The following is a 24,811-nucleotide window of genomic DNA, read 5'->3' on the forward strand; positions in this document are numbered from 1 at the left end:
CATGCAGCACACGCAGCAAGAGCCGGAACGCGCAGCCTCGCGCGAATCGCGATCCGGCGCACAATGAAGGCGCGCCTGTTGAGCGCCCCATGCCGGACGCCGGAACGCGCAACGCGGACGATGCGCTCCGCGCGCACACGCCGCGAGGCGCCCGCACCATGATAAAGCAGCAGGCGAACCTGCACGGCCGCCCGCCCAACCACGCCAGACACGACCAGAGCCCATGAGCGTTCCCGCTGTCGCCGTTCCCGATACGACGTCGTTGAAGTCCGACTACAAGGCCGCCAAGGCCGAGCTGCTCGAGCGCTTCAAGTGCGCGACCAACGTCGACTCGCTGATGCGCGCCCTCGCCCGCACCACCGACGACACCTTGCGCCACGCCTGGAACCTCTGCGAGCTGCCGGCAACGCTCGCCCTGGTGGCCGTGGGCGGTTTCGGACGTGGCGAGCTCGCGCCCTGGTCGGACGTCGACATTCTCGTGCTGCTGCCGGACGACGAGCCGCTCGCGCCGCTCGAGGAGCGCATCGAACGGTTCATCGGCCTCGCCTGGGATCTCGGGCTCGACATCGGCAGCAGCGTGCGCAGCGTCTCGCAGTGCCTCGAAGAAGCCGCCAATGACGTCACCGTGCGCACGTCGCTGCTCGAGGCGCGCCGCATTACGGGCAGCCCGACGCTGTTCGGCGATTTCGCCCAGCGCTATCGCGACGCGATGGACCCGCGCGCTTTCTTCCAGGCGAAAGTGCTCGAAATGCGCCAGCGCCACGCGCGCTTCCAGGACACGCCCTATGCGCTCGAACCGAACGTCAAGGAAAGTCCCGGCGGCCTGCGCGACCTGCAACTGATACTCTGGATTACCGAGGCGGCCGCCTTCGGCAGCAGCTGGAAGGAACTCGACCAGCGCGGCCTCATCACCGGGCGCGAAGCGCGCGAGTTGCGCCGCAACGAGACGTTCCTCAAAGCGCTGCGGGCGCGCCTGCATGTGATCGCGGGCCGCCGCCAGGACATTCTCGTGTTCGACCTGCAAACCGCCGTGGCCGAGAGCTTCGGCTACAAGGCGAGCGGCGCGCGGCGCGCGAGCGAACAGCTCATGCGCCGCTACTACTGGGCCGCGAAGGCAGTCACGCAGCTTGCCACGATCCTGATCCAGAACATCGAGGCGCAGCTCTTTCCGAGCACGAGCGGCATCACGCGCACGCTGTCCGATCACTTCGTCGAAAAGCAGGGGATGCTGGAGATCGTCAGCGACGACGTGTTCGAACGCGAACCGCACGCGATTCTCGAAGCCTTCCTGCTCTACGAGCAGGTGCCCGGCGTGAAGGGCCTCTCGGCGCGCACCCTGCGCGCGCTCTACAACGCGCGCGAGACCATGGACCAGCATTGGCGCCGCGACCCGGAAAACCGCCGGCTCTTCATGGAGATCCTCAGGCAGCCGGCCGGCATCACGCACGCCATGCGGCTCATGAACCAGACGAGCGTGCTCGGGCGTTATCTGCTCAATTTCCGCCGCATCGTCGGGCAGATGCAGCACGACCTGTATCACGTCTACACGGTCGATCAGCACATCCTCATGGTGCTGCGCAATATCCGCCGCTTTGCCGTGGCCGAGCATGCGCACGAATATCCTTTCTGTAGCCAGCTCATCGCCAACCTCGAGCGCCCGTGGGTGCTCTACGTCGCGGCGCTGTTCCACGACATCGCCAAGGGCCGCGGCGGCGACCACTCGCAGCTCGGCATGGCCGACGCGCGGCGCTTTTGCCGCGAGCACGACATCACGGGCGACGACGCCGACCTGATCGTCTGGCTCGTGCAGCAGCACCTGACGATGAGCCAGGTCGCGCAGAAGCAGGACATCACGGACCCCGAGGTCGTGAAGCGCTTCGCCGACCTGGTCGGCACCGAGCGCCGCCTGTCCGCGCTCTACCTGCTGACCGTCGCCGACATTCGCGGCACGAGCCCGAAGGTGTGGAACAACTGGAAGGGCAAGCTGCTCGAAGACCTCTACCGTTCGACGCTCGCCGTGCTCGGCGGCGCCAAGCCCGACGCGCACTCGGAGCTCAAGACGCGCCAGGAACTGGCGCTCGCGCTGCTGCGCCTCGAAACCGTGCCGGAGAACGCGCATCGCGCGCTGTGGGACAAGCTCGACGTGGGCTACTTCCTGCGCCACGACGCCGCCGACATCGCCTGGCAAACGCGCGTGCTCTACCGCCACGTGGAAGCGCCGGCGGCCGTGGTTCGGGCCCGCCCGTCGCCGATCGGCGAAGCGTTGCAGGTGCTCGTCTACGCGAAGGACCGCCCCGACCTGTTCGCGACGATGTGCGCCTATTTCGACCGCAGCGGCCTGTCCGTGCTCGACGCGCGCGTGAGCACGACGCGCCATGGCTACGCGCTCGATAACTTCATCGTCGCCCACACCGAGGGCGACGTGCATTACCGCGATATCGCGAACCTCGTCGAACAGGAACTCGCGGAGCGGCTGAACGCCACCGGCAACGTGCTGCCCGAGCCGTCCAAGGGGCGCCTCTCGCGCCTTTCGCGTACCTTCCCGGTGACGCCGCGCGTCGACCTGCGGGCCGACGAGCGCGGTCAGTACTACATCCTGTCCGTGTCGGCGAACGACCGGCCGGGCCTACTCTATTCCATCGCACGCGTGCTCGCCGAACACCATGTCGGCGTCCACGCGGCGCGGATCAATACGCTCGGCGAGCGCGTCGAAGACGTGTTTCTGCTCGACGGCTCGGGACTCTCCGACAACCGTCTGCAAATTCGCGTCGAGACCGAATTGCTGCGCGCGATAGCAGTGTGAACGACTTGAAATACCCAGATCCATGCGAGCCAAACTGACAGCCAAACATCCGCGCCCGACCGCCCCGGAACGCGCGCCCGTCCGCCGCGGCAGTACGACCGCGCGTAAGCCGGCGCGCCCGGCGGAAACGCGGCCGGCGGAGGCTGCGAAACCCGCTGGGGCGACGAAGCCCGCGCGGCCCTCAACCGGCCGCGCCACAACGCGCCCCGGTGACGCGCGCCAGGGTGAGCGTCCGGCGCGCCCGGCCATGTCGCGCGATCGCGATGCGTCGAGCCGCCCCGCGCGGCCGCCCCGCGAAGGCGGTTTCGGCGACGAACGACGCCCGGCGCGGCGCACCGGCGACGAGCCGCGCGGCTTTGGACGCGGCCGGGATGAAGGGGGCGAGCGACGTTTCGCACCCCGTGCCGGTGGCGACGATCGTCGTCCGCCGCGTGGTCGTGACGAAGGGGGTGAGCGACGCTTCGCACCCCGCGACGGTGGCGACGATCGCCGTCCGCCGCGTGGCCGCGACGAAGGGGGTGAGCGACGCTTCGCACCCCGCGACGGTGGCGATGACCGCCGCCCGCCGCGTGGTCGCGACGAAGGTGGCGAGCGCCGTTTCGCACCCCGTGCCGGTGGCGATGACCGCCGCCCGCCGCGTGGTCGTGACGAAGGTGGCGAGCGCCGTTTCGCACCCCGTGCCGGTGGCGACGATCGCCGTCCGCCGCGCAGCCGCGACGAAGGTGGCGAGCGACGTTTCACGCCCCGTGCCGGTGGCGACGACCGCCGTCCGCCGCGTGGTCGTGACGAAGGTGGCGAGCGACGCTTCGCACCCCGCGACGGTGGCGATGACCGTCGTCCGCCGCGTGGTCGTGACGAAGGTGGTGAGCGACGTTTCGCACCCCGTGCCGGTGGCGACGACCGGCGCCCGCCGCGTGGCCGCGACGAAGGTGGCGAGCGACGCTTCGCACCCCGCGACGGTGGCGACGACCGCCGTCCGCCGCGCAGCCGCGACGAAGGTGGCGAGCGACGTTTCACGCCCCGTGCCGGTGGCGACGACCGCCGTCCGCCGCGTGGCCGCGAGGAAAGCGGCGAACGACGCTTCGCACCGCGCCGCACCGAAGGCGATGACCGCCGTCCGCCGCGCAGCCGTGAGGAAGGTGGCGAGCGACGCTTTGCGCCCCGCGCCGAAGGCGACGACCGCCGCCCGCCGCGCAGCCGCGACGAGGGCACAGAACGCCGTTTCGCGCGCCCGGTGAAAGCCGCCTGGAGCGATGACCGCGAAGGCGGGGCGCGCAAGACCGCCCGCCCCGTCAAGTCCACCGACAAACCGCCGCGCCGCCTTGCCGACGACGAAGCCGCACCGCGCCGCACGGCGCGCGAGGAAGTCGAAGGCGACAACGCGCTGCGCCTGTCCAAGCGCATGTCCGAGCTCGGCCTGTGCTCGCGCCGCGAAGCCGACGAATGGATCGAAAAGGGCTGGGTGTATGTGGACGGCGAAGTCGTCGACACGCTCGGCGCCAAAGTCACACCGGAGCAACGCGTCGAAGTCGACCCGGCCGCGCTCGCCGCGCAGGCTCGCCAGGTCACGATCCTGCTGCACAAACCGGTGGGCTACGTCTCGGGTCAGGCCGAGGACGGCTATGAGCCCGCCGTCGTGCTCGTCACGGCCGAGAACCACTGGGAAAGCGACCACTCCGGCATCCGTTTCTCGGCTAAGCACCTGCGCACCCTCGCCCCGGCGGGCCGTCTCGACATCGACTCGACCGGCCTGCTCGTCCTGACCCAGGACGGCCGCGTGGCGAAGCAGTTGATCGGCGAGAGCTCGGATATCGACAAGGAATACCTCGTACGCGTCACCTACAACGATATCGAGACCGAAATCGACCAGCATTTCCCGCCCGAGCTGCTTGCCAGGCTGTGCCACGGCCTGTCGCTCGACGACGTGCCGCTCAAGCCGGCCCAGGTGAGCTGGCAGAACGGCGAGCAGTTGCGCTTCGTGCTGCGTGAAGGCAAGAAGCGCCAGATCCGCCGCATGTGCGAACTGGTCGGCCTCAAGGTCGTGGGCCTCAAGCGCGTGCGCATGGGCCAGGTGATGCTCGGCGCGCTGCCGCAAGGCCAATGGCGCTATCTCGCCGCCGACGAGGCGTTTTGACGCCGGAAGCGTCGCGCTGAACAAAAAAGGGAGCCGCATGGCTCCCTTTTTTTCAGGTTCGCTGAATCCCCTCAGTCGTCGCGATTCGGATCGAGTTCGGGAAACAGTACGTCGGTGAAGCCGAACTTCGAAAAGTCGGTAATGCGCATGGGATACAGCTTGCCGATCAGATGATCGCACTCATGCTGCACGACCCGCGCGTGAAAGCCCTCGGCCACGCGCTCGATCGGCGTGCCGTACTGGTCGAAACCGTTGTAGCGGATCATCGAGAAGCGGCTCACTGCCCCACGCATGCCCGGCACCGAAAGGCAGCCTTCCCAGCCCTCTTCCATGTCGTGCGAAAGCGGGTGAATAACCGGGTTGATAAGCACCGTTTGCGGCACGGCCGGCGCCTCGGGATAGCGCTCGTTTTGCTCGAAACCGAAAATCACCACCTGCAAATCGACGCCGATCTGCGGTGCGGCGAGGCCCGCGCCATTCGCCGCATGCATGGTGTCGAACATGTCGGCGATGAGCGCGTGCAACTCCGGCGTATCGAAGTGATCGACCGGCTTGGCGATGCTGAGCAGGCGCGGATCGCCCATTCTGAGAATTTCGCGAATCATGTCGTTTGCCCCTCCAGGAGCTTGCGCATTCCTTCTTCGTCGAGCACCGGTACGCCAAGTTCCTCTGCTTTCGCGAGCTTGCTGCCCGCGTCGGCGCCCGCCACCACGTAATCGGTCTTCTTCGACACCGAGCCGGCCACCTTCGCACCGGCCGCTTCCAGCATTTCCTTCGCCTCTTCGCGCGCGAGCGTGGGCAGCGTGCCGGTCAGCACCACCGTCTTGCCGGCCAGCACGCCCACCGGCGCCTTCGGCGCGGGCGGACCTTCCGTCCATGTTACTTTGCCTGGCGCGCGCAGTTGCTCGATCACCGTGCGGTTATGTTCTTCCGCAAAGAACTCGTGGATAGCGAGCGCGACGATCGGCCCGACGTCGTTCACTTCGAGCAATTCATCGACCGAAGCGCTCATGATCGGATCGAGCGAGCCGAAATGCTTGGCGAGATCCTTCGCCGTCGATTCGCCCACATGCCGGATGCCGAGCGCATAGATGAAGCGCGCGAGCGTCGTGGACTTGGCTTTGTCGAGCGAATCGAGCAGGTTCTGCGCCGACTTGTCCGCCATGCGGTCGAGCGCCGCGAGCGTGCCGAAGCCGAGGTTGAACAGGTCGGCCGGCGTGCGCACGAGGTTCTGTTCGACCAGTTGGTCGATGATCTTTTCGCCCAGCCCGTCGATGTCGAGTGCCCGGCGCTGTGCGAAGTGCCAGAGCGCCTGTTTGCGCTGGGCCGGACAGAACAGGCCGCCGGTACAGCGCGCAATCGCCTCGTCGGGCAGGCGCTCGATGCGCGAGCCGCACACGGGGCATTCGGTCGGCATCACGAACTCGAGGGCGTCGGCAGGACGGCGGTCCATGATGGCGCTCACCACTTCGGGGATCACGTCGCCCGCGCGCCGCACGATCACGGTGTCGCCGATGCGGATGTCCTTGCGGCGCACTTCGTCTTCGTTGTGCAGCGTGGCGTTGGTCACCGTGGCGCCGCCGACGAACACGGGCTCCAGACGCGCGACCGGCGTAATGGCGCCGGTGCGCCCCACCTGCACGTCGATCGCGAGCAGCTTCGTGAGCGCTTCCTGGGCCGGGAACTTGTGCGCGAGCGCGAAGCGCGGCGCGCGCGAGACAAAGCCCAGCGCGTCCTGCTCCTCGCGCCGGTTCACCTTGTAGACCACGCCGTCGATGTCGTACGGCAGGCCGTCGCGCTTCTCGCCCACCGCGCGGAAGAATTCAAGCAGGCCTTGCGCGCCCTTCACGACCGCCCGCTCGGCGTTGACCGGCAATCCCATTTCCGCGTACCAGTCGAGCAGCTCGGCATGGGTGGCCGGCATCGGCTCGCCTTCGAGCACGCCGATGCCGTAGGCGAAGAACGACAACGGCCGCTGCGCTGTGATCTTCGGATCGAGCTGACGCAGGCTGCCCGCCGCCGCATTGCGCGGGTTCGCGAATTCCTTGTGGCCGGCGTCGCGCTGGCGCTGGTTCATGCGCTCGAAGTCGCGGCGGAACATCAGCACCTCGCCGCGCACGTCGAGCAACTTCGGCACGCGCCTGCCCTTCAGACGCAGCGGCAGCGAGCGGATGGTGCGCACGTTTTCCGTGACGTTCTCGCCGGTCGTGCCGTCGCCGCGTGTGGAGGCCTGGACGAACGCGCCGTCGACATAGCGCAGCGAAATGGCGAGCCCGTCGAACTTCAGCTCGGCGGCATATTCGACTTCGGCGCCCTCCGTTTTGCCGAGGGCGTCGGACACGCGCTTGTCGAACGCGACGATGTCCTCGTCGGCGAAGCCGTTGTTGAGCGAGAGCATCGGCACTTCGTGCACCACGGGCTCGAAGCCCCCGGCGACCTCGCCGCCCACGCGCTGGGTAGGCGAATCGGGCGTGATGAGATCGGGATGCCCGGCCTCGATCTGCTGAAGCTCGCCGAACAGCTTGTCGTATTCCGCGTCGGGCAGCTCCGGCTGATCGAGCACGTAGTAGGCGTGATTCGCGCGCTCGAGTTCGGCGCGCAACCACGCCGCGCGCTGCGCAGCGGTGGCATCTTCGGGAGGACGGGCGGGAGTACGGACCATGCCTTGGGCAACTCGCTGTTGGAAGTGATTTCGGACGTCAGATTATCTCAGGAAGCGGCGCGTGTCGCATCGGCCGAACGGCCATCTTCGTGCGCCGCCGTACGGCCTGCACGAAGCTCCTGGCCGGACGGCCAACGTTGGGCAAATGCCGTTGACGGCGCTTTCCCGCGATGCGAACGTGAACGCACTGCAACACATGTGCCGACCACCCCGCAAGCGCCCCCATGAACGACCGTCACGACCTTGCCGCACGGCCGCTCGCGCACACAAAAAAGGCGCGGCGCCTTCACGGCGCCACGCCTTGTCTGCGAGTGGAAGGCTCAGCTTCCTTACTGGCTGAACAGCCGCCGCGTGGCCGGCGAGCCGGCTGGAATGCCGGCTTGCTCCAGCTTCGCGTAGAGCGTCATGAGCTGCTTGTCGATGGCTTGCAGCACCGACTCGGGCAGTTGCCTGCGCTGGTCGTCGACCACGCGCCCGCCAATGCGCTCGGCGAGCGACTTCGCGTAATCGCACATGAGGCGGAACGGCAGGATGTCCTCGTCGGCCACGGGCACGTCGAGAATCAGCGTGATCAACTCGCCGCCCTTGTAGGTCAGGTCATCGCGCAGGAAGTTGGTGTCGCCGAATTGCAGCATGAACACCGGGCTCTGCTTCGCGTCGAGCTTCACGAAACGCGTGCCGTCGCGCGAAAGCAGCAAGCCATCTTGCGCGGCCACGGCCTGCACGTAGTTCGCCGACCACGGCGCGCCGTCCGACATCACGTTGATCGAAAGCTGCGCGTCGCACTGCGCCGCGAAACCGTCGAGCTCACGCGCCATCGCGACCGTTTCCATCATGTCCGGGAATTCGGGCGCGGCGTCGAGCGCGTCGGCGAACTGCTGCACGCCGGTGACGAACTCCGAGAACTCGAGTTCATTGAGCGGGCCGTTGCGGTTGGCGAGCTGTGCCGCCGCGCGCAGTTCCTCATAGCGCACGCCGTTTTGCAGCAGCTCCCAGCCGTCGCCGCCCTCGGGCTTGCCTTCGATGTGAACCGGCTTGCTGCCCGCGCGTCGCAGGCGCTGCGCGAGCGGAATCACGCGTTCGCCCGCCACCGACGCACCGAGCCGGATCGGCACGATGCAGTCGATGCGACGGTCGACCACGGCAGGCGGCGCCGAAGAGATCGTCGTGGCCGCCGGCATGACCGGCTCGATGCGCTCGCCTTCGTCGGCCTTGTCCGCCTTGGCGGCGTGGTCGGCCTTTTCAGTCTTTTCCGTGGCCGGCTCCGCGGCGCTCGCGCCGTCAGCCGGTGCGGCCTGCGTGCCCTCGCCCGCCTCGTCCTCGGGAAAGCCGTTGGGTGTCGTGGTTTCCGCCTGGATATCGGCGGGCGTGTCGAGCGGCGCCGCAGTCGCGAAACCCGGCTCCATGCGCTCGGCCTCCGCAGCGCCCGCGAGCGACGGCTCACGCCGCGACGGAGCATGCGCCGGCTCGATAAAGGGGCTTGCCTCCTGTAGCTCGTCGCGTTGCGGCGCTTCGGCCACTTCCTCGGGCATCGGTCGCGGCATGCGACGGCGCACCCTCGCGCCCTGCCATGCGTTGTACACCACCACGCCCCCGACTACCACAGCGCCCGCGCCGATCAACCCGAGAGTCAACTCGTCCATGCATGCTCCATCAGCAATTCTTATTCGACGGCGCGCGCATCGCGCACGCCGTTTTCGTGGCGCTTGCGATGCGCGCGGCGGCTGCCTGTTCGATGGCGCCGCCGGTCGCGCTTCGCGCGCCGTCCGTTAGTCCGTAAAAACGATTAGACCGTATTCTGGGCGAAACCCGCCGCGGTTTCCATGTCGACCGCAACGATACGCGAGACGCCCTGCTCCTGCATCGTCACGCCAATGAGCTGTTGCGCCATTTCCATGGCGATCTTGTTGTGCGAAATGAACAGGAACTGGGTTTTGTCCGACATCGCGCGCACGAGGTTCGCGAAGCGCTCGGTGTTGGCGTCGTCGAGCGGCGCATCCACTTCGTCGAGCAGACAGAACGGCGCCGGGTTGAGCTGGAACATCGCGAACACGAGAGCCGTGGCCGTGAGCGCCTTCTCGCCGCCGGAAAGCAGGTGAATCGTCGAGTTCTTCTTGCCGGGCGGCTGCGCCATCACCTGCACGCCCGCGTCGAGAATCTCGTCGCCGGTCATGATGAGCTTCGCCTGCCCCCCGCCGAAAAGGCGCGGGAACAGCTCGCCGAAATGGCGGTTCACTTCGTCGAAGGTGCCCTGCAAGAGTGTGCGCGTTTCCTGGTCGATCTTGCGGATCGCGTCTTCGAGCGTTTCGATCGCGCTCGTGAGGTCGGCCGACTGCGCGTCGAGGAAGGTCTTGCGCTCCTTCGCCGCGGCCAGCTCGTCGAGCGCCGCCATGTTCACGGGGCCCAGCGCCGCGATGGCGTTGTTGATGCGCGTGACTTCGCCTTGCAGGTACGACGGCTTCATGTCCGCCGTGAGCTTCTCCTGCAACGCCGCTTCGTCCACGCCCGCTGCCTGCAATTGCTCGACGAACTGCTCGCCGTTCAGGCGCGCGGCCTGCTCCTTCAGCTGAAGCTCGGTGATGCGGTCGCGCAGCGGCTGCAACGCGCGCTCGGCGGCGAGACGCGTTTCGTCGGCCGTGCGCAGCTTCGCGCTCAGGTCGTCGAGTTCGGCGCGCGCGGCGCGCAGCGTGTCTTCCTTCTGCGCGCGAATTTCCAGCGCGTCCTGCAAGCCCGTGTGCGCGGTTTGCTCGTTGATCGTTTCCAGCTCGGCGCGCGCGTCTTCGAGGGAAACGGCCACGCGCTCGCTCTGATCGTGCGCGACCTGGATGTTGCGCCTCAATTCCTCGATGCGGTTCGCCATGTTGCGCGCCGCAAAGCGCGCGTCGCCGGCGGCGCGTTCGAGGTCGCGCGCCTGGTTGCGCGCCGCGCCGAGTTCCTCGTCGAGCGCTTCGAAGGCGAGCTGGTTGTCCTCGAAACGCGCCTGCAATTCGGCTAGCTCGATGTCGTGGCGCTCGAAGTTCGCTTCCGATTCGGCCCGCAGCGCACGCTGCTCCTCGATCTGCGCGCGAATTTCTTCGAGCTCTTCGCGAATCTGCGTGCTGCGCGCCGTGTAGCGCTCGTGCGCCTGGGTCAGCTTCAGCACGTCCATTTGCAGTGCGTGCACGCGCTGGGTCGCGCGTTCCGCCTGCTGGCGCACTTCGGTGAGCACCTGGGCGGCCTGCGTGTGCGCCGCTTCCGCACGCACGACGGCCGTGCGCGCGTCGTCGGCGAGCAGCGCCTGGGCGCGCACCTGGCGCTCGAGATTCTCGATCTCCTGCTGGCGCGCGAGCATGCCCGCCTGTTCCGTGTCGGCCGCGTAGAGCTGCACGCCCACGCGCGTGACCGTGTGGCCGGCCTTCACCACGAAGGTGCCGCCGCCTGGCAACTGCGCGCGCTGCGCGAGCGCCTCGGCAAGATCGTTGGCGACGTAGGTCGAACCGAGCCATTCGGTAAGCACTGCGCGCAGGCCCGCGTCGTCGATGCGCACCAGCGAAAGCAGCGGCGTGAGCCCCGCGGGCGCCGCAGGCGGCTGGCCCGCAACGGGAGGCGAATAGAACGCGAGTTTCGCGGGCGGCGCGTCGCTGGCGAACGCCTTCACCCAGTCGAGATTCGAGACTTCGAGCGCCGCGAGACGCTCGCGCAGCACCGATTCGAGCGCCGTTTCCCAGCCCGCTTCGACGTGCAGCTTCTTCCACAGACGCGGCAGCGCACCCAGTTCGTGGCGTTCGAGCCACGGCTGGATCTTGCCCTCGGTCTGCACGTTCTCCTGCAACTGCTTGAGCGCCGACAGGCGCGCTTCGAACTGGTGGATCTGCGCGTTTTCGGCCTGCACGCGCTCATGCGCGGCGCGGCGTTCGGCGTCGAGGCGCGGCACCGTTTCCTGGGCGTCATCAAGGCGCGCCTGCGCGTCGTGGAGCACCTCTTCCTGCTCGGCGAGCTGCATGCGCAGTTCTTCGAGCTGGGCTTCGTCAGGGGCGTCGAGGCCGCCTTCCTCCGACTTCAGGCGCTCGTGGCGCTGCTGAAGCTGCTGGAGCATCTGGTCGGCGTTGCGCTGGTGCGCGGCTTCGAGCTTGATGGCCTGCTCGGTGCGCGCAATGCCCGCGCGCTCGTCGTTCAACTGCGCCTGGGCGTCGCGCCAGCGGTTTTCGAGCGCGGGCAGCGCTTCCTGCTTCGCGGCCGCGTCTTCTTCCGCAAGCGCCGCTTTTTCCTCGGCGATCGCCAGTTGCTCTTCGGCGTCTTCGATGTCGTCCTGCGCCTTCTGCGCCTGCGCCTGCCACTGCTCGCGCTGCGCGGTGAGCGCGGCGATCTGCGCCTGCACGCGATTGCGCGACTCGACAATAAACTTGATCTCGGCTTCGAGACGGCTCACCTCGGCGTTCGCTTCGTAGAGCGAACCCTGCGCGCCCTGCATGGCGTCGCTTGCCGAGTAGTGGGCCACGCGCAGCGTTTCGAGCTGCGCTTCCACTTCACGCAGTTGCGCGGTGTGGCGCTCCAGGTCGATCTGCGCCTGCTCGATCGCGCGCTGCTGGCGCTGCTGCTCGCCCGACGCCTCGTTCTTGCGCAGAAGCCAAAGCAGCCGCTGCTTCTCCTCGCCCTCGGACTGCAACTCGCGGAACTTCGTGGCGACGATGGCCTGGCCTTCGAGCTTTTCGAGGTTGGTCGACAACTCGCGCACGATGTCTTCAACACGCGTGAGATTTTCACGCGTATCGTGCAGGCGGTTCTCCGTCTCGCGGCGACGTTCCTTGTACTTCGAAACGCCCGCGGCCTCTTCGAGGAACACGCGCAACTCTTCGGGCTTCGCCTCGATGATGCGCGCGATCATGCCCTGCCCGATGATCGCGTAGGCGCGCGGGCCAAGGCCCGTGCCGAGGAAGATGTCCTGGATGTCGCGGCGACGCGCCGGCAGGTTGTTGATGTAGTAGCTCGAGGTGCCGTCGCGCGTGAGCACGCGCTTCACGGCGATCTCGGCATACTGGCCCCACTGGCCGGCGGCGCGGCCGTCCGCGTTGTCGAACACCAGTTCGACGCTCGCGCGGCTGCCCGGCTTGCGCGCGGTGGAACCGTTGAAGATGACGTCCTGCATCGACTCGCCGCGCAACTCGGACGCGCGCGATTCGCCGAGCACCCAGCGCACCGCGTCGATGATGTTGGACTTCCCGCAGCCATTCGGTCCCACCACGCCAACGAGTTGGCCCGGAACCTGGAAATGCGTGGGATCGACGAAGGATTTGAAGCCAGCGAGTTTAATCGAGGTCAGACGCACGGCGATATCGCTGTTTGAATAGTGGTGAACGGGACCGCCCGTGCCGCACGCCGCGCGCCGCCGCAAATCCGGTTTCGATCGCACGGCGGCGGTACGCGCACTGGGCAGCCGCCACGGCTCGCCGCACGAACGCGCATGAGCGCGAGCGGTCGGCGGGAATCAGGGGCAATCATACCATCGCACGCGCGCCATTCCGCGCGCGGGAAGGCAGCGGGCCGGAGTCGCCGCCTGCATTGCCACCGCCGTTGGCACCCCCGTTGCCGCCGCCGTTGCCGCTGTCACCGCCCCCATCGTTTCCCGGGCCGTCGCTGTCGGCATCGTCCGAGTCATCGGTGCGGCTGGCGTCGGCGTGAGTCATGACGCTGGCGTCGGCACTCACATGGGCAGCGCCTTTGCGCGTGTCCTGCGCGCGGTGCGCCCAGCTCGACAGCAGCGAAGCGAGCACGATGCACACGCCGCCCGCCCATTCGCGCGGGCCGGGCGTCTCGCCCGCGAAGAGCCACGACGTGAGCGCCGTCACGACGATCTCGAACAGCATGATGATCGACGCGCGATTCGCCGGCACGCGGGCGAGGCCGTACTGCACGAGCATGTTGTTGGACCCGAGCACGACGCCGAGCGCCAGCACGAGCAGCACGACGCGCGCGAGATGCTCGCCCGCCGGCACGGCCGACATCGGCTCGAAGCACGAGGTCAGCACGCCGAACAGCGCCGCGCCGGCGAAGATCACGGCCGTGCGCATCTCCGGCTTCATGTGCGGAAGCACGCGGCTCGTCTTCACGACCAGCACGTTGCTCATCGCGAAACCCATGCCGCCCGCGAGACCGGCCCATTCCGCCGCATTGGCGGGCAGCGGTACGCCGAGCTTCGGCGACCACAGCATGAGCACGGCGCCCAGCAGCGAGAGCGCCGCGAGTGCGCTGCCCGCCGGGTTCAGGCGTTCATGGAGGATGAAGTGCGCGAAGATCGCCGTCCATGCAGGGGTCAGATAAAAGAGCAGCAACACGCGCATCACTTCGCCGTGAATCGCGCCCCACACGAAGCCGACGTTGGTCACGCCCGCGGCGAGCCCGAGCATCGGCAGCACCCAGTGCCAGCGCACGGTCGCGAGCGAGCGCCAGCGCAGCACCAGCACGAAGAGGCAACCGGCCGCGCTCGTCGCGGCGCTCGCGGCCGTGCCGGTCAGCCCGAATGCCGCCAGCATGCGCAGCGGATACCAGACGAATCCCCATACGGATGCGCCGACCATGATGGCGAGCGTCGGCCAGGCGGCGCGCAGGCCCGTGCTCTGGCTCATGGCTCGCGCGTCCCCAGGTTCCGCCGCCCGCTCGCCGCGGCTGCGCCGTTATTCGGCAATTTCATGCTTTTCCCTTTGTCCTTGTTGCCCGGCGAGCCCGGGAGACGCCAGCGCCCGCACCGGCCCGCGCCCGCAGCAGCAGCGGTGCCACGCTATAATCGACCCCTTGCAGCCGCATGACCGCGCCACCGTGCTGTTTCGTTTCGTTTTGTTTCGTTTCGCACAGCCCGGCGCAGCGCGCCACCGGCACCGCACCGGGTGCGCCGAACCCGCGCGCCACGCCTTCCGTCTTTCGCCCACGCCCGTCCAGCCCCAAGTGAATCCGCTACTCGACACCCTTCAGTCCTATCCCTTCGAAAAGCTGCGCGTACTCTTCAAGGACGTCACGCCGAACGCCGGCCTGCGCCACATCAGCTTCGGGATCGGCGAGCCGAAACACCCCACGCCGGCGGTGATCCGCGACGCCATCGTGGCGTCGCTCGACGGCCTCTCGTCGTACCCGGCCACGGCGGGCAGCCCGGCGCTGCGCGAGTCGATCGCGAACTGGGTGAAGGCGCGCTACGGACTGCCGGCCATCGACGCGAACACGGAAGTCCTGCCCGTCTCGGGCTCGCGCGAGGCGCTGTTCGCGCTCGCGCAGGCCGTGATCGACCCGACTGCGGGCGTGAAAGACCCGGCAAAGCGGGCGATCGTACTCTGCCCGAACCCTTTCTACCAGATCTATGAAGGCGCCGCGCTGCTGGGCGGCGGCGAGCCGTACTTCGTGAACAGCGATCCGGCCCGCAACTTCGCCTGCGACTATTCGCAGGTTCCCGAGGAAGTCTGGGCGCGCACGCAACTGCTGTACGTGTGCTCGCCGGGCAATCCCACGGGCGCCGTGATCACGCTCGACGACTGGCGCGAGCTGTTCGCGCTTTCCGACCGCTACGGCTTCGTGATCGCCTCGGACGAGTGCTACTCGGAAATCTATTTCGACGAAGCGAATCCGCCGCTGGGCGGCCTCGAGGCGGCGCACAAGCTGGGTCGCGGCTTCGAGCGCCTCGTCATGCTGTCGAGCCTTTCCAAGCGCTCGAACGCGCCGGGCATGCGCTCGGGCTTCGTCGCCGGGGACGCCGCCATCCTCAAGCAGTTCCTGCTGTACCGCACCTATCACGGCGCGGCCTTGTCGCCGGTGTGGCAATCCGCCAGCATCGCGGCCTGGGGCGACGAGGCGCACGTGCGCGAGAACCGCGCAAAATACGTGCAGAAGTTCTCGACGGTCACGCCCATGCTCGCCGACGTGCTCGACGTGAAACTGCCCGATGCGGCGTTCTACCTCTGGGCCAACGTCGCGCGCACCGGCATGACGGACACCGCGTTCGCCCAGCGCCTCTACGCCGACTATAATGTGACGGTTCTGCCCGGCTCGTTCCTCGCGCGCGAGGCGCATGGCACGAATCCCGGCAAAGACTTCGTCCGCATGGCGCTCGTCGCCGACGTCGAGGAGTGCATCGAGGGCGCGCAGCGCATCGTCGAGTTCTGCCGCTCGCTCAAACCGTAAAGCCTTTGCGAGCGCGCCGGGGTCCCGCACCCCGCTGCGCGCAACACCGCTTTCCATCATCAATCTCACGAAATCACCACCATGTCGCAACAACTTCAGCAGATCATCGACACCGCCTGGGAAAACCGCGCCGACTTTTCGCCCAAGTCGGCCCCGAACGACGTGCGTGAAGCCGTCGCCCACGTCATCGCCGAGCTGGACCGTGGCGCACTGCGCTGCGCCGAGAAGAAGGACGGCGACTGGGTCGTCAACCAGTGGGTGAAAAAGGCCGTGCTGCTGTCGTTCCGCCTGGAAGACAACGCACCGATGCCCGCCGGCGGCTACAGCCAGTTCTACGACAAGGTGCCCTCGAAGTTCGCCAACTACACGGCCGAAGACTTCGCCGCGGGCGGTTTCCGCGTCGTGCCGCCCGCCATCGCGCGCCGCGGCTCGTTCATCGCGAAGAACGTCGTGCTGATGCCGTCGTACACGAACATCGGCGCCTACGTCGATGAAGGCACGATGGTCGACACGTGGGCCACCGTCGGTTCGTGCGCGCAGATCGGCAAGAACGTGCACCTCTCGGGCGGCGTGGGCATCGGCGGCGTGCTGGAGCCGCTCCAGGCGAACCCCGTCATCATCGAAGACAACTGCTTCATCGGCGCGCGCTCGGAAGTCGTGGAAGGCGTGATCGTCGAAGAAAACTCGGTCATCTCGATGGGCGTGTACCTCGGCCAGTCGACCAAGATTTACGACCGCGAAACCGGCGAAGTCTCGTACGGCCGCATTCCGGCGGGCTCGGTCGTGGTCGCGGGCAACCTGCCCTCGAAGGACGGCTCGCACAGCCTGTACTGCGCCGTGATCGTCAAGAAGGTCGACGCCAAGACGCGCGCCAAGGTCGGCCTGAACGAGCTGCTGCGAGGCGACTGATGGCGAAGTCCGCCAAGACCGTCGTCTACGGCATTCCGAACTGCGACAGCGTGAAGAAGGCCCGCGTGTGGCTGGAGGAGCACGGCGTCGAATTCGAGTTCCACGACTTCAAGAAAGCGGGCGTCTCGAACGCGCTGGTCCAGGACTGGCTGAAAGACGTCCCGCTCGATCAGCTCATCAACAAGCGCGGCACGACCTGGCGCGGCCTTTCGGACGTGCACAAGGCCGAAGCCGACACGACCGCCGGTGCAATCGCGCTGATGATCCACAAGCCGTCGATCATCAAGCGCCCCGTGGTCGTGGTGAACGGCCGCGTGAAGACGCTCGGTTTTTCCGCCGACCAGTATGCGGAGCTGTTCGTCTGAGCGCCGCATGAGACCGGTGCGCCCGATCCGCTCTACGGAAGGTCGTGCGCACACGGTCATAACACGTTGTTGCCGGCCCCTGCTCCCGCAGCGGCGCCGGCATTTTTATTGAAAGTGGTCCTTTTATGTCCGCCACCCTCGCCCTTACCGAAGCCCTGATCGCGCGCGCCTCCGTCACGCCCGACGACCAGCACTGCCAGCGCATCATGACCGAACGCCTTGGCGCGCTCGGCTTCGCGTGCGAAACGATCGAATCCAACGGCGTGACGAACCTCTGGGCCGTCAAGCGCGGCACGGCGGGCACGCAAGGCCCGCTGCTCGCCTTCGCGGGCCATACCGACGTCGTGCCGACCGGCCCCATCGAGCAATGGAGCTCGCCGCCGTTCCAGCCCTCGCACCGCGACGGCATTCTCTACGGCCGCGGCGCCGCCGACATGAAAACCTCGCTCGCGGCCTTCGTGGTGGCGAGCGAAGAGTTCGTGGCGGCGCATCCTCAGCATCGCGGCGCCATCGCGTTCCTCATCACGAGCGACGAGGAAGGCCCCGCCACCGACGGCACCGTGAAGGTCGTCGAGGCGCTCCAGGCGCGCGGCGAGAAGATGGACTACTGCATCGTGGGCGAGCCGACTTCGACGAATACGCTCGGCGACTGCGTGAAGAACGGCCGCCGCGGCTCGATGTCGGGCAAGCTCGTCGTGAAGGGCGTGCAGGGGCACATCGCCTATCCGCATCTCGCGAAGAACCCCGTGCACCTGCTGGCGCCCGCGCTCGCTGAACTCGTGGCCGAAAAGTGGGACGACGGCAACGACTACTTCCCGCCCACGACGTGGCAGGTGTCGAACATCCACAGCGGCACGGGCGCGAGCAACGTGATTCCGGGCCACGCCGACGTGATGTTCAACTTCCGCTTCTCGACCGCGAGCACGGTGGAAGGCCTGCAACAGCGCGTGCACGCGATCCTCGACAAGCACGGTCTGGAATACGACCTGCACTGGAGCGTGAGCGGCCTGCCCTTCCTCACCCCGCGCGGCGACCTCTCGAACGCGCTCGAAAAGGCGATTCACGACGAAACGGGCGTCACGACCGAGCTTTCGACCACGGGCGGCACCTCCGATGGCCGCTTCATCGCGCGCATGTGCGAACAGGTGGTGGAGTTCGGGCCGCCCAACGCCAGCATCCACAAGATCGATGAGCATATCGAAGTGAAATTCATCGATCCGCTCAAGAACGTCTACCGCCGCGTGCTCGAACAACTGATCGCCTGATCCATCCACCGCACACGCTCTGGAGTCCAGAACATGACCCATCCGCTCGCCACCACCTTCGGCTCCGTGCGCGATTTGCTGCGCTACGGCGTCTCGCGCTTTTCCGCCGCGCAACTCGCGTTCGGCCACGGCTCGAGCAATGCTTACGACGAAGCCGCGTACCTGATCCTGCACACGCTGCATCTGCCGCTCGACCTGCTCGACCCGTTCATGGACGCGCGCCTCACGACCGAGGAAGTCGACAAGGTGCTCGGCGTGATTGAGCGCCGCGCGAACGATCGCGTACCCGCCGCCTACATCACGCAGGAAGCGTGGATGCACGGCCTGCGCTTCTATGTGGACGAACGCGTGATCGTGCCGCGCTCGTTCATTGGCGAGCTGCTCGCAGACGGGCTGCAACCCTACGTGGAAGATCCCGAGCAAGTGACCGCCGTGCTGGAACTGTGCACCGGCTCGGCGAGCCTTGCGATCCTCGCGGCGCACGCGTTCCCGAACGCCGATATCGACGCCGTGGACCTTTCCGCGCCCGCGCTCGAAGTGGCGCGACGCAACGTCCACGATCACGACCTGGACGAGCGCATCGCCCTCTTCGAAGGCGATCTGTACGCGCCGCTGGCTGAGCGCCGCTATGACGTGATCATCACGAACCCGCCGTACGTGAACACCGATTCGATGCAGGCGCTGCCGCCCGAGTACCGTCACGAGCCGGAAATGGCGCTCGCAGGCGGCGCGGACGGCATGGACATCGTGCGCCGCATCATCAAGGACGCGCGCAACTGGCTCACCGACGACGGCGTGCTGGTGGTCGAGATCGGCAACGAGCGCGAGAACGTCGAAGCCGCGTTTGGCGGCCTCGATCTCGTCTGGCTCTCGACGAGCGCCGGCGACGATCAGGTGTTCCTGATCCAGGCCTGCGACTTGCCGGTCTGATGGTCTAATGGTCTGACGGACCTGCGCGAACGCGTCGCGGCGCCCGTGCGCCGCTTTTTGACGCGGGTCGCCGCGCGCAGGACTGGGACGATAGCCGTCGCGGCAGCGGGTTCGGTAAGATTGAGCCCTCCGGCCGTGCGCCTCCCGGTGCAGGCCGGCCCTGCGTCCGGCCCCAGGGAGCGTCCCACGCCGCTATGCGATTCGACTGGTCACACCTTGGCACGCTGCTCGCGATCATCCATCTGCTTGGGCTGATCGCGGCGTGCCACGCCATCCTCAATACGCGCACCTCACAGGGCGCGATTGCCTGGGCCGTCTCGCTCGCGGCGATGCCCTACCTCACACTCGTCCCGTATCTCTTTCTTGGCCGCAGCAAGTTCGCGGGCTATGCCGACGCGCGGCGCCTGCGCAACGAAACCTTGCGCTCGCGCGCCCATGCGCCCGAATGGGACAAGCTCGTCTCCGCAGGCGAATGGCCCGCCGACGAACTGGGCGTGCGCGTGATCCGCACGTTCGCGCGCCTGGGCGGCATGCCGCTCGTGCCCGGCAACTCGGTGCGCACGCTCGTGAACGGCGAGGCGACCTTCTCCGCCATTTTCGACGCGATCGAACGCGCCCGGCACTACGTGATCGTGCAGTTCTTCATCGTGCACGCCGACGCGCTCGGCGACATGCTCAAGGATGTGCTGCTCGACTGCGCGAAACGCGGCGTGCGCGTGTATTTCCTCTACGACAGCATCGGCTCGTTCGACCTGCCCGCCAGCTACGTGCACGAATTGCAGGACGGCGGCGTGGAGGTGCACCCGTTCTCCACGAAGCGCCACTTCGTCAACCGCTTCCAGCTCAATTTCCGCAACCACCGCAAGATCGTCGTGGTGGACGGCCACCACGCGTTCGTGGGCGGCCATAACGTGGGCATCGAATACCTGGGCGCGAATCCGCGCCTCTCGCCCTGGCGCGACACGCATATCGAGCTGCGCGGGCCGGTCGTCGCCAACGTGCAGTTCGCCTTTACCGAGGACTGGTACTGGGCCACCCAGCAGTTGCCCGGCTGCGAACCGCCCACGGTCGTGCCGCAGGAAGGCGACGACATGTACTGCCTCGTGATGCCCACCGGCCCGGCGGACCGCCAGGAGACCTGCTCGCTCTTTTTCGTGGAAGCAATCAACGCGGCGAAAAAGCGCGTGTGGATCACCACGCCCTACCTCGTGCCCGACGAAGCCGTGTTCTCGGCGCTGCGCCTCGCAGTGCTGCGCGGCGTGGACGTGCGCATCATGATTCCGAGCCGCCGCGATCATTACGTGGTGTTCGAGGCGTCCACGCTGTACGCCTTCGACGCCGTGCGCGCGGGCATCCGCATCTTCCGCTACAAGCCGGGCTTCCTGCACCAGAAGGTCGTGCTGATCGATGACGTGGCCGCGGCCATTGGCAGCGCGAATCTCGACAACCGGTCGTTCCGCCTGAACTTCGAGATCATGGTGCTGACCGTGCATCGGGGCTTCGCCGCCGAAGTCGAGGCGATGCTGCTGCGCGACTTCGAGGAGACTTTCGAGATCGATCGCAGCGAGTACCGCGACGCGCCCGCCTGGCGCAAGATCACGATGCATCTCGCGCGGCTCTTCGCGCCGATTCTCTAGCGCAATGCTCGCCCGGCGGCGCTCAAAGCCGCTTTTCGATGTCTGCCGCGATCGCCTCGGGTTTCGTGACCGGCGCATAGCGCTTCACCACGTTGCCGCTGCGGTCGACGAGAAACTTCGTGAAATTCCACTTGATGCCCTCGAGCCCGAGCAGCCCCGGCGCCTCGCCCGTGAGCCAGCGATACAGCGGGTGCGCGTTCGCTCCGTTGACGTCGATTTTCTCGAACATGGGAAACGTCACGCCGTAGTTCTTCTCGCAGAAACTGCCGATCTGCGCGGCGTCGCCGGGCTCCTGCTTGCCGAACTGGTTGCACGGAAAGCCGAGCACCGCGAGGCCGCGCGCGGCGTACTCGTCGTAGAGCTTTTGCAGGCCTGCGTACTGCGGCGTGAATCCGCACTCGCTCGCCGTATTGACGATCAAGAGCACCTTGCCCGTATAGCGGTCGAGACTGACCGGCTCGCCGCCGCCAAGCGGTTGCGCCGAAAACGAATAGATCGAAGTCATCTGGCTCTCCCCTGGAAAAGCGCCAGTCTACGTGAGAATGCATGCAATTCGCACTCGACCAAACGGCTAGCCGAACGGCTGATGCCGGCGACGCCGTGTACCCGGCTAAAATAGCGCTTTCTTTCGTTTCCTTCCTGCCGGCGCCGTCGTGATCCGCTTCAACCAATTCAGCCTTGCCCGCGGCACCAAGCCGCTTTTCGAGCAAACCTCGTTCACGCTGAACCCCGGCGAAAAGGCCGGTCTCGTCGGCGCAAACGGCGCGGGCAAATCGACCCTGTTCGCCGTGCTGCGCGGCGAACTGCACGCGGACGCCGGCGACTTCTCGCTGCCGCCGTCCTGGCGCATCGCGCACGTCGCGCAGGAAACCCCGGCGGTGGACCGCACCGCGCTCGACTACACGCTCGACGGCGACGCCGCGCTGCGCGAGATCGAGGCGCGCATCGCCGCGGCCTCGGCGGCACACGACGGCGCGGCCGAAGCCGAGGCGCACGGCGCCTTCGCCGACGCCGACGGCTACACCGCCCCGGCGCGGGCGGAAGCCCTGCTGCTCGGGCTCGGCTTCACGCTCGACCAAACGCGCCAGCCCGTGTCGAGCTTCTCGGGCGGCTGGCGCATGCGCCTGAACCTCGCGCAGGCGCTGATGTGCCGCTCCGACCTCCTGCTGCTCGACGAACCCACGAACCACCTGGATCTGGACGCGATCGTCTGGCTCGAAGACTGGCTGCACCGCTATCCCGGCACGCTCGTCGTGATCTCGCACGACCGCGAATTCCTCGACTCGGTCTGTAACGTCACGCTGCATCTGGAAAACCAGCAGGTCAAACGCTACGGCGGCAATTACTCGCAGTTCGAGATCCTGCGCGCGCAACAACTGGCGCTCCAGCAAAACGCCTATGAAAAGCAGCAGCGCACCGTCGCGCATCTGCAAAGCTTCATCGACCGCTTCAAGGCCAAGGCCACCAAGGCCCGCCAGGCGCAAAGCCGCGTGAAGGCGCTCGAAAAAATGGAACTGATCGCGCCCGCGCACGCCAGTTCGCCGTTCACGTTCGAATTTCGCGCGCCCGACTCCGCGCCCAACCCCATGCTCGTCATGGAAAACGTGCGCTGCGGCTATCGCGCCGAAGACGGCAGCGAAACGCCCATCGTCGAACGCGTGACGCTGTCGATCCAGAACGGCCAGCGCATCGGCCTGCTCGGCGCGAACGGCCAGGGCAAGTCCACGCTCATCAAGACGCTCGCGGGCACGCTCGCACCGCTCTCGGGCGACCTGCGCACGGGCAAGGGCCTGCAAATCGGCTATTTCGCGCAGCATCAGCTCGAAACGCTGCGACCCGACGACACCCCGCTCCAGCATCTCGCGCGTCTTGCACCCGACACGCGCGAGCAGGAACTGCGCGACTTCCTCGGCGGCTTCAACTTCCCGGGCGAGATGGCCACGGCGCCCATCGCGCCGTTCTCGGGCGGCGAGAAGGCGCGCCTCGCGCTCGCGCTCATCATCTGGCAAAAGCCCAACCTGCTGCTGCTCGACGAGCCGACCAACCACCTCGACCTCGAAACGCGCCACGCGCTCACCATGGCGCTCGCGCAGTTCGAAGGCACGCTGATTCTCGTGTCGCACGACCGGCATCTGCTGCGCGCCACGACCGATCAGTTCATGCTGGTGGCGAAGCACCGCCTCCAGCCGTTCGACGGCGACCTCGACGATTACCGCGACTGGCTGCTCCAGCACGCGGCCGAGCAACGCGCGGCGCTCAAAGAGGCGGCATCCGGCACGGCGAATGCGGCGAACGGCGCAGGCGCGGGCGACGGCGTCAACCGCAAGGAGCAACGCCGTCAGGAAGCCGAGCAGCGCCAGAAGGTGGCGCATCTGAAGAAGCCGTTGCAGGTGAAAATCGGCAAGATCGAAAAGGAAATGGACGCGCTCAACGCCGAAAAGGGTACGCTCGACACCTTCGTCGCCAACCCGGCGAGCTACGAGCCCGAGCAAAAGAGCCGCCTGACCGAGGCGATCCGCCGCCAGGCCGAAGTGCAGTCGCGCCTCGATGCGCTCGAAGCCGAATGGCTCGACGCGCACGAGGAACTCGAACAGATCGGCTAGCGCCGCGCACTTGCACCGACTTGCCCAGGCACAGTCGCCTTTTCCGCCACGTCCATTCGCCAGGGAGCCACGAGTGTCGTCACCCGCCGCCGCATTGCAGGGCCTTCGCGTACTCGATCTGACCCGCCTTCTGCCCGGGCCCGTGGCCACCTTGCGGCTCGCGGAAATGGGCGCCGACGTGCTGAAGATCGAGCCGCCCGGCGCCGGAGACGCGGCGCGCGTCATGATGCAAAGCGCCGTCGACGAGGTGGCCGCGCGGCCCGGCGCGTTTTACCGCCTCGTCAATCGCGGCAAGCGTGAAACGCGGCTCGATCTGAAGACCGAGAGCGGGCGCGCGGTACTGCTCGCCCTCGCGCGCGACGCCGACGTGCTCGTGGAGAGTTTTCGGCCCGGCGTGATGGACCGTCTCGGGGTCGGATACGAGGTGCTGCGCGCCGTGAATCCCAAGCTCGTGTATTGCGCGATCACCGGTTATGGCGCGACCGGCCCGTTTGCCGGTCATCCGGGTCACGACATCAACTATGTCGCCTACGCGGGCGTGCTCGACCAGCTCGCCACGCGCGACGGCGCGCCGGTGCTGCCCAACTTCCAGATCGCCGACCTGCTCGGCGGCGCGCTCTCGGCCGTCACGCAGATGCTCGCGGCGCTCTGGCATGTGGCGCGCGGCGGCGAAGGCCGTTTCGTCGATGTTTCCATGGCGCATGCGAGCTACGCGCATAACGTGGTCGCACAGGTCGCGCTCGCCAACGACGACGCCGCGGCGCTGCAACCCGGCGGCGGCCTGCTCAACGGCGGCGTGCCCTGCTACAACCTCTATCGCACTCAGGACGGCCGCTGGCTCGCCGTCGGCGCGCTGGAACTGAAATTCTGGCAAACGCTTTGCCAGGCCATCGGCCGCGACGACTGGGCCGAGCGGCACTGGAGCCTCGGTCAGGCGATCGGCGGCGCCGACGCCGCGGCGCTCACGCGCGAGCTGGCGGCCATCATTGCATCCGAGTCGCTGCAAACCTGGATCGACCGGCTGGAATCCATCGCCTGCTGCGTGTCGCCGGTCCTGACGCCTGGTGAAGCGTCACGCCACCCGCTCTTCAACGCCGAAGTGTTGCAGGCCATCATGGACGAAATGGCCGCGAAGAAGCAGGCCGAGGAGGCCGGGCTCGGCCAGCCGGCCGGGCAGCCGCATGGCGCGCCGTTCGGACAAGCGGGCTATCAGGGGCAAGCTGGACAACCTGGACAGAGCGGACAAAGCGCACAACCCGGTCAAACCGGCACAGCGGCCAATCCGGGCGCACCGGACACCCCGGGGGCGAAAAAACCCTTCACCTACGGACCGTGGGGCTGAGCGCCCGCGCGCAAACCGG

The 24,811-nt window shown here is 67.3% G+C and carries 17 protein-coding genes; 11 read left to right on the forward strand and 6 right to left on the reverse strand.

What is annotated here, in order from left to right:
- Nucleotides 1-223 precede the first annotated feature (223 nt).
- The 3 genes from C7402_RS16880 to C7402_RS48420 all read left to right on the forward strand — a co-directional run bounded on the left by C7402_RS16880 (nucleotide 224) and on the right by C7402_RS48420 (nucleotide 4,937).
- On the forward strand, nucleotides 224-2,803 hold the full coding sequence (locus tag C7402_RS16880) for a [protein-PII] uridylyltransferase (RefSeq protein WP_112172809.1): 2,580 nt from the start codon (nucleotides 224-226) through the stop codon (nucleotides 2,801-2,803).
- 263 nt (nucleotides 2,804-3,066) lie between these two features.
- Nucleotides 3,067-4,041 carry a hypothetical protein gene (locus C7402_RS48415; protein WP_341869247.1) on the forward strand — a complete coding sequence of 325 codons (975 nt, stop codon included), beginning with the start codon at nucleotides 3,067-3,069 and terminating at the stop codon, nucleotides 4,039-4,041.
- On the forward strand, nucleotides 4,038-4,937 hold the full coding sequence (locus C7402_RS48420; RefSeq protein ID WP_341869248.1) for a pseudouridine synthase: 900 nt from the start codon (nucleotides 4,038-4,040) through the stop codon (nucleotides 4,935-4,937). Before C7402_RS48415 ends, C7402_RS48420 begins: the two co-directional genes overlap by 4 nt.
- 71 nt (nucleotides 4,938-5,008) lie before the next feature.
- On the opposite strand, the gene def is transcribed toward C7402_RS48420, so the two are convergent.
- The 5 genes from def to C7402_RS16910 all read right to left on the reverse strand — a co-directional run bounded on the left by def (nucleotide 5,009) and on the right by C7402_RS16910 (nucleotide 14,201).
- Complete coding sequence (gene def, locus C7402_RS16890; protein WP_112172811.1) at nucleotides 5,009-5,542, reverse strand: peptide deformylase; 534 nt, start codon at nucleotides 5,540-5,542, stop codon at nucleotides 5,009-5,011.
- The gene (gene ligA, locus C7402_RS16895; protein WP_116611380.1) at nucleotides 5,539-7,599 is read right to left on the reverse strand and encodes an NAD-dependent DNA ligase LigA; all 2,061 of its coding nucleotides are present in this window, start codon (nucleotides 7,597-7,599) and stop codon (nucleotides 5,539-5,541) included. Before ligA ends, def begins: the two co-directional genes overlap by 4 nt.
- A gap of 329 nt (nucleotides 7,600-7,928) precedes the next feature.
- Nucleotides 7,929-9,242 carry a cell division protein ZipA C-terminal FtsZ-binding domain-containing protein gene (locus tag C7402_RS16900; protein WP_116611381.1) on the reverse strand — a complete coding sequence of 438 codons (1,314 nt, stop codon included), beginning with the start codon at nucleotides 9,240-9,242 and terminating at the stop codon, nucleotides 7,929-7,931.
- Between the two features lie 143 nt (nucleotides 9,243-9,385).
- On the reverse strand, nucleotides 9,386-12,904 hold the full coding sequence (gene smc, locus C7402_RS16905; protein WP_116611447.1) for a chromosome segregation protein SMC: 3,519 nt from the start codon (nucleotides 12,902-12,904) through the stop codon (nucleotides 9,386-9,388).
- 169 nt (nucleotides 12,905-13,073) lie between these two features.
- Nucleotides 13,074-14,201, reverse strand: a complete 1,128-nt coding sequence (locus tag C7402_RS16910) for a DMT family transporter (protein WP_116611382.1) — start codon at nucleotides 14,199-14,201, stop codon at nucleotides 13,074-13,076.
- Nucleotides 14,202-14,517: 316 nt separating this feature from the next.
- On the opposite strand from C7402_RS16910, the gene dapC reads away from it, so the two are divergent.
- The 6 genes from dapC to cls all read left to right on the forward strand — a co-directional run bounded on the left by dapC (nucleotide 14,518) and on the right by cls (nucleotide 20,847).
- A complete protein-coding gene (gene dapC / locus C7402_RS16915; RefSeq protein WP_116611448.1) occupies nucleotides 14,518-15,741 on the forward strand; it encodes a succinyldiaminopimelate transaminase in 1,224 nt (407 codons plus the stop codon).
- Between the two features lie 81 nt (nucleotides 15,742-15,822).
- Nucleotides 15,823-16,650, forward strand: coding sequence for a 2,3,4,5-tetrahydropyridine-2,6-dicarboxylate N-succinyltransferase (gene dapD / locus C7402_RS16920; protein ID WP_112172816.1), 828 nt, complete (start codon nucleotides 15,823-15,825; stop codon nucleotides 16,648-16,650).
- Nucleotides 16,650-17,015, forward strand: coding sequence for an ArsC family reductase (locus tag C7402_RS16925; protein ID WP_116611383.1), 366 nt, complete (start codon nucleotides 16,650-16,652; stop codon nucleotides 17,013-17,015). Before dapD ends, C7402_RS16925 begins: the two co-directional genes overlap by 1 nt.
- 125 nt (nucleotides 17,016-17,140) lie before the next feature.
- A complete protein-coding gene (gene dapE, locus C7402_RS16930; RefSeq protein ID WP_116611384.1) occupies nucleotides 17,141-18,280 on the forward strand; it encodes a succinyl-diaminopimelate desuccinylase in 1,140 nt (379 codons plus the stop codon).
- Between the two features lie 33 nt (nucleotides 18,281-18,313).
- Nucleotides 18,314-19,210 carry a 50S ribosomal protein L3 N(5)-glutamine methyltransferase gene (prmB, locus tag C7402_RS16935; protein WP_112172819.1) on the forward strand — a complete coding sequence of 299 codons (897 nt, stop codon included), beginning with the start codon at nucleotides 18,314-18,316 and terminating at the stop codon, nucleotides 19,208-19,210.
- A gap of 194 nt (nucleotides 19,211-19,404) precedes the next feature.
- Nucleotides 19,405-20,847: a cardiolipin synthase gene (gene cls / locus C7402_RS16940; protein ID WP_112172820.1), complete on the forward strand. Its 1,443-nt coding sequence runs from the start codon at nucleotides 19,405-19,407 to the stop codon at nucleotides 20,845-20,847.
- A gap of 22 nt (nucleotides 20,848-20,869) precedes the next feature.
- On the opposite strand, the gene C7402_RS16945 is transcribed toward cls, so the two are convergent.
- The gene (locus C7402_RS16945; RefSeq protein WP_112172821.1) at nucleotides 20,870-21,352 is read right to left on the reverse strand and encodes a glutathione peroxidase; all 483 of its coding nucleotides are present in this window, start codon (nucleotides 21,350-21,352) and stop codon (nucleotides 20,870-20,872) included.
- A 148-nt stretch (nucleotides 21,353-21,500) separates the two neighbouring features.
- Between C7402_RS16945 and C7402_RS16950 the strand changes: the two genes are divergently transcribed.
- A complete protein-coding gene (locus C7402_RS16950) occupies nucleotides 21,501-23,450 on the forward strand; it encodes an ATP-binding cassette domain-containing protein (RefSeq protein ID WP_116611385.1) in 1,950 nt (649 codons plus the stop codon).
- Between the two features lie 73 nt (nucleotides 23,451-23,523).
- On the forward strand, nucleotides 23,524-24,792 hold the full coding sequence (locus C7402_RS16955; protein ID WP_372460434.1) for a CoA transferase: 1,269 nt from the start codon (nucleotides 23,524-23,526) through the stop codon (nucleotides 24,790-24,792).
- Nucleotides 24,793-24,811 lie beyond the last annotated feature (19 nt).

This window comes from Paraburkholderia unamae (genome assembly GCF_003096875.1).
Classification (GTDB): domain Bacteria; phylum Pseudomonadota; class Gammaproteobacteria; order Burkholderiales; family Burkholderiaceae; genus Paraburkholderia; species Paraburkholderia unamae.

Coding starts and splice junctions, on each gene's coding strand:
- C7402_RS16880 (WP_112172809.1), top strand. CDS start 224: ATGAGCGTTCCCGCTGTCGCCGTTCCCGATACGACGTCGTTGAAGTCC.
- C7402_RS48415 (WP_341869247.1), top strand. CDS start 3,067: ATGCGTCGAGCCGCCCCGCGCGGCCGCCCCGCGAAGGCGGTTTCGGCG.
- def (WP_112172811.1), bottom strand. CDS start 5,542: ATGATTCGCGAAATTCTCAGAATGGGCGATCCGCGCCTGCTCAGCATC.
- ligA (WP_116611380.1), bottom strand. CDS start 7,599: ATGGTCCGTACTCCCGCCCGTCCTCCCGAAGATGCCACCGCTGCGCAG.
- C7402_RS16900 (WP_116611381.1), bottom strand. CDS start 9,242: ATGGACGAGTTGACTCTCGGGTTGATCGGCGCGGGCGCTGTGGTAGTC.
- C7402_RS16910 (WP_116611382.1), bottom strand. CDS start 14,201: ATGAGCCAGAGCACGGGCCTGCGCGCCGCCTGGCCGACGCTCGCCATC.
- dapD (WP_112172816.1), top strand. CDS start 15,823: ATGTCGCAACAACTTCAGCAGATCATCGACACCGCCTGGGAAAACCGC.
- C7402_RS16925 (WP_116611383.1), top strand. CDS start 16,650: ATGGCGAAGTCCGCCAAGACCGTCGTCTACGGCATTCCGAACTGCGAC.
- dapE (WP_116611384.1), top strand. CDS start 17,141: ATGTCCGCCACCCTCGCCCTTACCGAAGCCCTGATCGCGCGCGCCTCC.
- prmB (WP_112172819.1), top strand. CDS start 18,314: ATGACCCATCCGCTCGCCACCACCTTCGGCTCCGTGCGCGATTTGCTG.
- cls (WP_112172820.1), top strand. CDS start 19,405: ATGCGATTCGACTGGTCACACCTTGGCACGCTGCTCGCGATCATCCAT.
- C7402_RS16945 (WP_112172821.1), bottom strand. CDS start 21,352: ATGACTTCGATCTATTCGTTTTCGGCGCAACCGCTTGGCGGCGGCGAG.